7 protein-coding genes and 1 tRNA gene are annotated in these 6,117 nt (G+C 73.0%); 6 read left to right on the top strand and 2 right to left on the bottom strand.

All coding sequences use genetic code 11. The features are described from left to right. Window positions 1-273: 273 nt before the first annotated feature. Complete coding sequence (locus ACZ3I3_RS11580; protein WP_467364277.1) at window positions 274-879, top strand: DedA family protein; 606 nt, start codon at window positions 274-276, stop codon at window positions 877-879. Window positions 880-921: 42 nt separating this feature from the next. Here the strand turns inward: ACZ3I3_RS11580 and ACZ3I3_RS11575 are convergent, their stop codons facing one another. Beyond that, entirely contained in the window at window positions 922-1,164 is a 243-nt protein-coding gene (locus ACZ3I3_RS11575) for a DUF2277 domain-containing protein (protein ID WP_356924204.1), read from the bottom strand. 102 nt (window positions 1,165-1,266) lie between these two features. On the opposite strand from ACZ3I3_RS11575, the gene ACZ3I3_RS11570 reads away from it, so the two are divergent. The 3 genes from ACZ3I3_RS11570 (at window position 1,267) to ACZ3I3_RS11560 (ending at window position 3,452) form a co-directional block, all read left to right on the top strand. Further along, window positions 1,267-2,169 (top strand): ketopantoate reductase family protein, encoded by a 903-nt coding sequence (locus ACZ3I3_RS11570; RefSeq protein ID WP_467364276.1) that lies wholly within the window; start codon window positions 1,267-1,269, stop codon window positions 2,167-2,169. A 66-nt stretch (window positions 2,170-2,235) separates the two neighbouring features. Further along, a complete protein-coding gene (locus ACZ3I3_RS11565; protein WP_436730317.1) occupies window positions 2,236-2,589 on the top strand; it encodes a hypothetical protein in 354 nt (117 codons plus the stop codon). A 206-nt stretch (window positions 2,590-2,795) separates the two neighbouring features. After that, window positions 2,796-3,452 carry a hypothetical protein gene (locus tag ACZ3I3_RS11560; RefSeq protein WP_467364275.1) on the top strand — a complete coding sequence of 219 codons (657 nt, stop codon included), beginning with the start codon at window positions 2,796-2,798 and terminating at the stop codon, window positions 3,450-3,452. A 53-nt stretch (window positions 3,453-3,505) separates the two neighbouring features. Here ACZ3I3_RS11560 and ACZ3I3_RS11555 read toward each other — a convergent pair. Further along, window positions 3,506-3,577: transfer RNA gene (locus ACZ3I3_RS11555), tRNA-Val, on the bottom strand. 199 nt (window positions 3,578-3,776) lie between these two features. Here ACZ3I3_RS11555 and ACZ3I3_RS11550 point away from each other — a divergent pair. Next, window positions 3,777-4,640, top strand: coding sequence for a DUF4097 family beta strand repeat-containing protein (locus ACZ3I3_RS11550; RefSeq protein WP_467364274.1), 864 nt, complete (start codon window positions 3,777-3,779; stop codon window positions 4,638-4,640). Window positions 4,641-4,714: 74 nt separating this feature from the next. Further along, window positions 4,715-6,115: a hypothetical protein gene (locus tag ACZ3I3_RS11545; RefSeq protein WP_467364273.1), complete on the top strand. Its 1,401-nt coding sequence runs from the start codon at window positions 4,715-4,717 to the stop codon at window positions 6,113-6,115. Window positions 6,116-6,117: the final 2 nt, after the last annotated feature.

Here is a 6,117-nt window from a genome sequence, read left to right as displayed (position 1 = left end):
GGGCCGCCGGCCGGCCCCCCCCCCCCCCCGCGGGGGGGGGGGCCCGCCCGCGCGCCCCGCCCCCCCCCCCCCCGCCCCCCCCCCGCGGGCCCCCCCCCCCCCGGGGGGGGGGCGCCCCCGCTTCGGTGTATGCGGGGAGTTTCCGTGCTGAACCCCCCGTGAACGGCCCGTCACACCCCGGGCGTACGCTGTATGGCTGTCATCGGCCACTCCTGCCGCTCCGCCGCGCCATCGCGGCACGGTCTGGCCCACGGGGGACCACGGGGAGTTGCGGTGCTGGAGCATGTGGGGTCGCTGTTCGGCAGCCCATGGATCTACGCGGTGGTGACCCTGTCCGTCCTGCTCGACGTGTTCCTGCCGGTGCTGCCCAGCGGCATCCTGGTGATCACCGCGGCGACGGCGGCGGCCGCGGGTACGGCGGCCGACGTGCCCGACATCCTGGTACTGACCCTCTGCGCGGCCACCGCCTCCGTACTCGGCGACCTCGCCGCGTACCGCCTCGCCTGGCGCGGCGGCGATCGGCTGGACCGGGCGATCTCCCGCTCCCGGCGCCTGACCACCGCGCAGGAACGTCTCGGCACGGCCCTCGCACGGGGTGGCGGCGCCCTCGTCGTCCTCGCCCGCTTCGCGCCCGCCGGCCGCTCGGTCGTCTCCCTCGGCGCGGGGGCCGCCCACCGCCGCGCCCGCGACTTCCTCCCCTGGTCGGCCCTGGCGGGTCTCACCTGGGCCGTGTACAGCGTCGCCCTCGGTTACTTCGGCGCCCACTGGCTGGGCGCGAGCTGGCTGGGGACGGCGGTGTCGGTGGCGGCGCTGTTCGGGGCCGGGGCGGGGGCGGCGTACCTGATGCGCAGGGAGCCGCGGGTGTCGCGGGTGTCGTAGGGGCAGGACAGGGCGTTCGGAGGGGCCGGCCGGGCCTGGTCGTCAGGCGGCGCTGGAGGGTGTCCGCTGGGCCCCGGCGCCGCGGATCTCCAGCCCGTCCAGCAGCTCGGCCGTGGCCTGCGCGACGGCCTCCACGGCGCGGTCGAACACCTCCTGGTTGTGAGCGGCGGGGGCGCGGAAACCCGACACCTTCCGCACGTACTGCAACGCGGCAGCCCGAATGTCCGCTTCCGTGGCCTCTTCGGGCAGGGCGGGCGGACGCAGGGTCTTGATACTCCGGCACATGCCCCCAGTCTCACGCTTTCGGCCCCCGTACGACAGCGACACCTGCCAAGATCTTCTCGAGGCGGCCACCACCGTGGGGCCGACCGACGAGAGGAACCCGACATGGGCAACGAACTCACCGTGGCCGTCCTGGGCCCCGGCGGCGTGGGCGGTCTGCTCGCCGCCCTGCTCTCCCGCGCCGGCCACCGGGTGATCTGCCTGTCCGGCGAGGAGACGGCCCGTACGCTGCGCACGGACGGCATCCGGGTCCGCAGCGCGCACTTCGGCGACTTCGCGACCCGGGTCGAGGCGGACACGCAGCTGCGCGAACCTGTCGACGCGTGCCTGGTGGCCGTCAAACACACCGCCCTCGACGCCGCCCTGGCGCGCGTCCCCGCGCCCGCGCTGGCCGACGGACTCCTCGTGCCGTTCCTGAACGGCGTCGAACACCCGGCGACCCTGCGCGCCCGCTACCGCCCCGACCGCGTCGCCCCCGCCGTCATCCGCGTCGAGTCGACCCGCGTCGCCCCGGGCGTCATCGAACACGGCAGCCCCTTCGCGGAGATCGACCTGACCGGCGCGGAGGTACCCCGGGCCCGCCTCGACGCCCTCGCCGAGACCCTCACCGCCGCCGGCCCGGTCACCCGGGTCCAGGACGACGAGACGGCGGCCCTGTGGGCGAAGATGTCGTTCCTGGCCCCCATGGCCCTGCTGACCACCCGCTACGGCGTCCCTCTCGGAGACGTCCGCACCCGTCACCGCGACGAACTGACCGCGCTGGTCGAGGAGACGGCCGCGATCAGCCGGGCGAGCGGCGGCCCCGCGGACCCGGCGCAGGCCCTCGCCCGCTACGACGCCTTCCCGCCGTCGATGAAGTCCTCGATGCAACGCGACGCCGAAGCGGGCCGGCCGCTCGAACTGGACGCCATCGGCGGCGCGTTGCTCCGCGCGGCCGAGCGGCACGGCGTACCGGCTCCGGTGACGGCCCGGGTGGTGGGCGAGCTGTCCGCCGGGACACATCCGTAGCGGCACGCCGCACGAACCACGGGGAGAAACTCGCTTCGCTAATTCGAACAGGCGTATCATTGGGCCGTGGCAACGACCTATGACTTTCCGAGTGACCTCCTCGCCGGTCAGGAGGAACTCCATCAGGTCCGGGCCGAACTGTCGGCCCTGCTGAAGCGCCTCCCCTGGTCGGTCGAACCCCTGGACGGCTTCAGCGACGACAACGGCTGGCGCAAGGTGGAGCGCCCCGCCTCCCCCGGCTGGACAGCCGACGAACAGGCCGAAGTGGAGAAGCTCCGGCGGCGTGAACACGAGCTCGCGGTGTTCATCAGCACCCACCGCTACTGGTCCGAACTCTCCGGCCCCGAGCGGGTGGCGGCCCGCTCGGAACTGAAGCACGCGCACGAGGCTCCGCCGGAGGAGACGGACGGAGCCCCGTAGCGGCTGTAGTACACATCCGAAGAAGCGCCCCGGGCCGAAGTGAACCCGGGGCGCTTCTGACGATCCTCACCGTGGGCCGCAGATCCGCACGCCTGGAAACGGACGCAACACACCCATTCGTGTCACAGGAACATCACTCCGCATCCACATGACCTGCACAAGACGCATGATGCTCCCTCAGCACCTGCATCACACATGGGGGACACATGGTCAAGCGCACCACCACAGCCGCACTCATCGCGGCCGCCCTGCTCACACTCACCGCCTGCGAGGGCACCGACACGAGCAGCGCCAACGACTCCAAGCCCAGCCAGGGCAACAGCTCCAAGCCCAGCCAGGGCGGCAATGACAAGGCCGACACCAGCAACGACACCACGAAGGCCGAGACCGCCTCGCTGCCCGACATGACCGGCAAGGGTCTCCAGTCCGCGCAGGACCAGGCCCAAGAGGCAGGCTTCTACAGCCTCACCTCGCACGACGCCCTCGGCCGCGGACGCATGCAGGCGTTCGACCGGAACTGGAAGGTGTGCTCCCAGACACCGAAGGCCGGCGAGCACTCCACCGACACCAAGGTCGACTTCGCCACGGTCAAGCTCGAAGAGGACTGCCCGGCCAAGGACAAGGGTGCCGCCCCCGAGGCGGCCGGCGGCACGATGCCCGACTTCAAGGGCAAGGCCGTCAAGGTCGCCCGCCAGAGCCTCGACGCGTCGACGAGCATCACCGTCAACGATGCCTCCGGCCAGGACCGCATGGTCCTCATGGAGTCGAACTGGAAGGTGTGCGGCCAGGAGCCCGCCGCCGGTGCAAAGCTGGACGGCCAGCCTGTGACGCTCACCGCGGTGAAGTTCGAGGAATCCTGCTGACCTGCCCTCCAAGGTGATCCCTGGAGGGCCTCTGACCTGCTGCTCGGTACCGGTGGGCGCGGACGGTTTCGAACCGCCGACATCCTGCTTGTAAGGCAGGCGCTCTACCCCTGAGCTACGCACCCGACTCCCGGGCAGCGCGCCCAGGACGAGTCGACAGCCTACATTGCCCGGGGCGCGGTCCCGCAAACCAGATCCGTGAGGCGGCCCGGGGGTTATCCCTACCGTCGTTCCGGGAGCGGGCCGGATCCCCCGGCGGGCCCTGGATCCATACGGTCGTAGAGCGCTCGAAAGCGCTCGTCGTCCGTCCAGGGGGAGATCGTCATGGCCCGCACCACTCGCACCGCCGGCACCGCCGGCGCCACCCGCACTGTCTCGGCCCGCGCGGTCGCCGTCGCCGGTGCCGTCGTGGTGCTCGTCGCCGGTCTCAGCGCCTGCGGCGGCGCGTCCGCGGGGGACGACACCGACCCCGACCGCCGGTCCTTCGACCTCCAGAGCCGCACGCTCACCGTCGACTCCGACGACTCGGCCCTCGAGATCGTCGCCGCCGACAAGAACCCGGCGGGCAAGATCGAGGTCACCCGGTGGTTCCAGGGCTCGGTCGTCGTCGGCAAGGAGCCCAGGGCCACCTGGTCCATGCGGGACGACCGGCTGGTGCTGCGGCTGAAGTGCTCCGGCTTCGTCGTCGACTGCTCGGCCAAGCACCGCATCGAGGTACCGCGGGGCGTCACCGTGAAGGTCAAGGACGACGACGGCAGCGTGCGCGCCCACGGCTTCCGGGACCCCCTGGACATCCGCACCGGCGACGGCTCGGTCCGCGTCACCGACACCACCGGCCCCCTGAACATCCGCACGGGTGACGGCTCCGTCCGCGTCACCGACACCACCGGCCCCCTTCGGATGCGCACCGGCGACGGATCCATCCGGGCGGACGTCTCCTCCCGTGACGTGCGCACCCGCACCGGCGACGGCTCGGTCCGCCTGGAGCTCGGCGCCGTACCGGACCGCGTGGAGTCCCGCAGCGGAGACGGTTCCGTGACCATCGCGCTGCCCGAGGCCGCCTACCGCGTGACCACCGAGACCCGTGACGGCGGCGTGGATGTGTCCGTCCCCCGCGACGAGAGCAGCTCCCATGTGGTGTCCGCCCACACCGGCGACGGCAAAGTGACGGTCCGCACGGCGAACTAACCGGCCCGTGTGTTCGTCCTTAACCGGTGGGAGAATGACACCGGGCAGGGTGAACGACAGCACGGGAGAGGGATGTGACGGCGACTCCAGCGCAGCCGTACTCGCCGTCGCTGTCGCGCGCACACCGCCCGCGCCGCCGCCTCCCCCGCGCCCCGGGCCCGGTCCGTGACGCGCTCAACCTGATGGGACTGCCCCTGCTGGCCGCGCTGGCGCTGCCCGCCGCCTTCGCCGGCGGAGGCACCCGGCGCTGGTTCGGCGGCCGGGCCGAGAGCCAGCGAGCCGAGGCACAGGCCGCGAAGGACGCCGCCGCGGCCGCCTTCTACGAGCTCGACACCGCGCAGCGCGACCTGCGCATCTCCATCGAGACGATCACCGCCGTCGACGCCTCCCCCGCCGCCCGGCGCGCCGTCGCCGACTTCGACGCGCTCGGCCGGCGCATCGACGAGGCCAGCCGCCAGTACATCAACGCCGTCGACGCCCACGACCTCGACCGCGACGACCTGGAGGCCTCGGCCGCCGCCCGCGCCCGCACCGAGCTGACCGCCGCCAAGGAGGAGCTCGGCCGGGTCAAGCAGGAGCTGGACCGGTTCACCGAGGGCCTCGGCCCGCTGCTCGGCAAGGCCGAGACCCAGCTGGCCCGCCTGGCCCCGGCGGTCGAGCGCGCCCGGCAGGCCCTGCTCGCCGCCTCCAACGCCCTCGACTCCGTACGGGCGACAGGGCTGGAGGCCGACGACCTCGCCGCCCGTCTCGCCGCCCTGTCTCCCGAGCTCACCAAGCTGAACCAGGGCGCCGGGCAGCACGGCGTACCGCAGACCCTGGAGCGGGCCGAGCGGGTCACGCGCGGGGCCGAAGCGGTCCGTGTGGAGGCCGAGCGGCTGCCGGAGCGCGCCGCAGAGATCGATCACCGGCTGGTCTCCCTGCGCACCCGCGCCCAGGCCCTCACCACCCGCTCCGAGCAGGTCGACCCGATCCTGAGCGAACTGCGCCGCCGCTTCACCGTGGCCTGCTGGCAGGACCTGCAACGCGTCCCCGACGTCGCCGCGGAGAACGTGCGCCAGGCGGAGACGAAACTGGCCGAGGCCCAGTCCGCCCGCGACGAACAGCGCTGGGCCGACGCCACGGCCCTGCTGTCGACCGTACGAGCCCTGCTGAACACCACCGACGAGGCCGTCTCGGCCGCCGGCGACCGCCTGCACCGTCTGAACGCCGTGCAGAAGGACCCCCAGCAGGAGATCGACCGCACCCGTTTCGCCATCCGCGACGCCCAGCGCCTGGCCATGGCCGGCCGCAACACCCCCGACCCGCGCCACGCCCGCCCGCTGGACGACGCGGTCTCCCGCCTGGAACGCGCCATCGCCACCCTCGACGGCCGCCACCCGGACTACTGGCACTTCCTCACGGAAACCGAAGCGGTACGCCGGGCCGTGTCCCGCGTGGTGTCCGAGATCCGCGAGGAGCGAGGGGCCGGACACTGAGC

It is taken from the genome of Streptomyces sp. NPDC016851, from assembly GCF_055562795.1.
This window is presented reverse-complemented; position numbering and strand designations above follow the sequence as displayed.

What these genes read in the sequence shown, in the direction of transcription:
- ACZ3I3_RS11570 (WP_467364276.1), top strand. Translation starts at nt 1,267, where the DNA reads ATGGGCAACGAACTCACCGTGGCCGTCCTGGGCCCCGGCGGCGTGGGC.
- ACZ3I3_RS11560 (WP_467364275.1), top strand. Translation starts at nt 2,796, where the DNA reads ATGGTCAAGCGCACCACCACAGCCGCACTCATCGCGGCCGCCCTGCTC.
- ACZ3I3_RS11575 (WP_356924204.1), bottom strand. Translation starts at nt 1,164, where the DNA reads ATGTGCCGGAGTATCAAGACCCTGCGTCCGCCCGCCCTGCCCGAAGAG.
- ACZ3I3_RS11550 (WP_467364274.1), top strand. Translation starts at nt 3,777, where the DNA reads ATGGCCCGCACCACTCGCACCGCCGGCACCGCCGGCGCCACCCGCACT.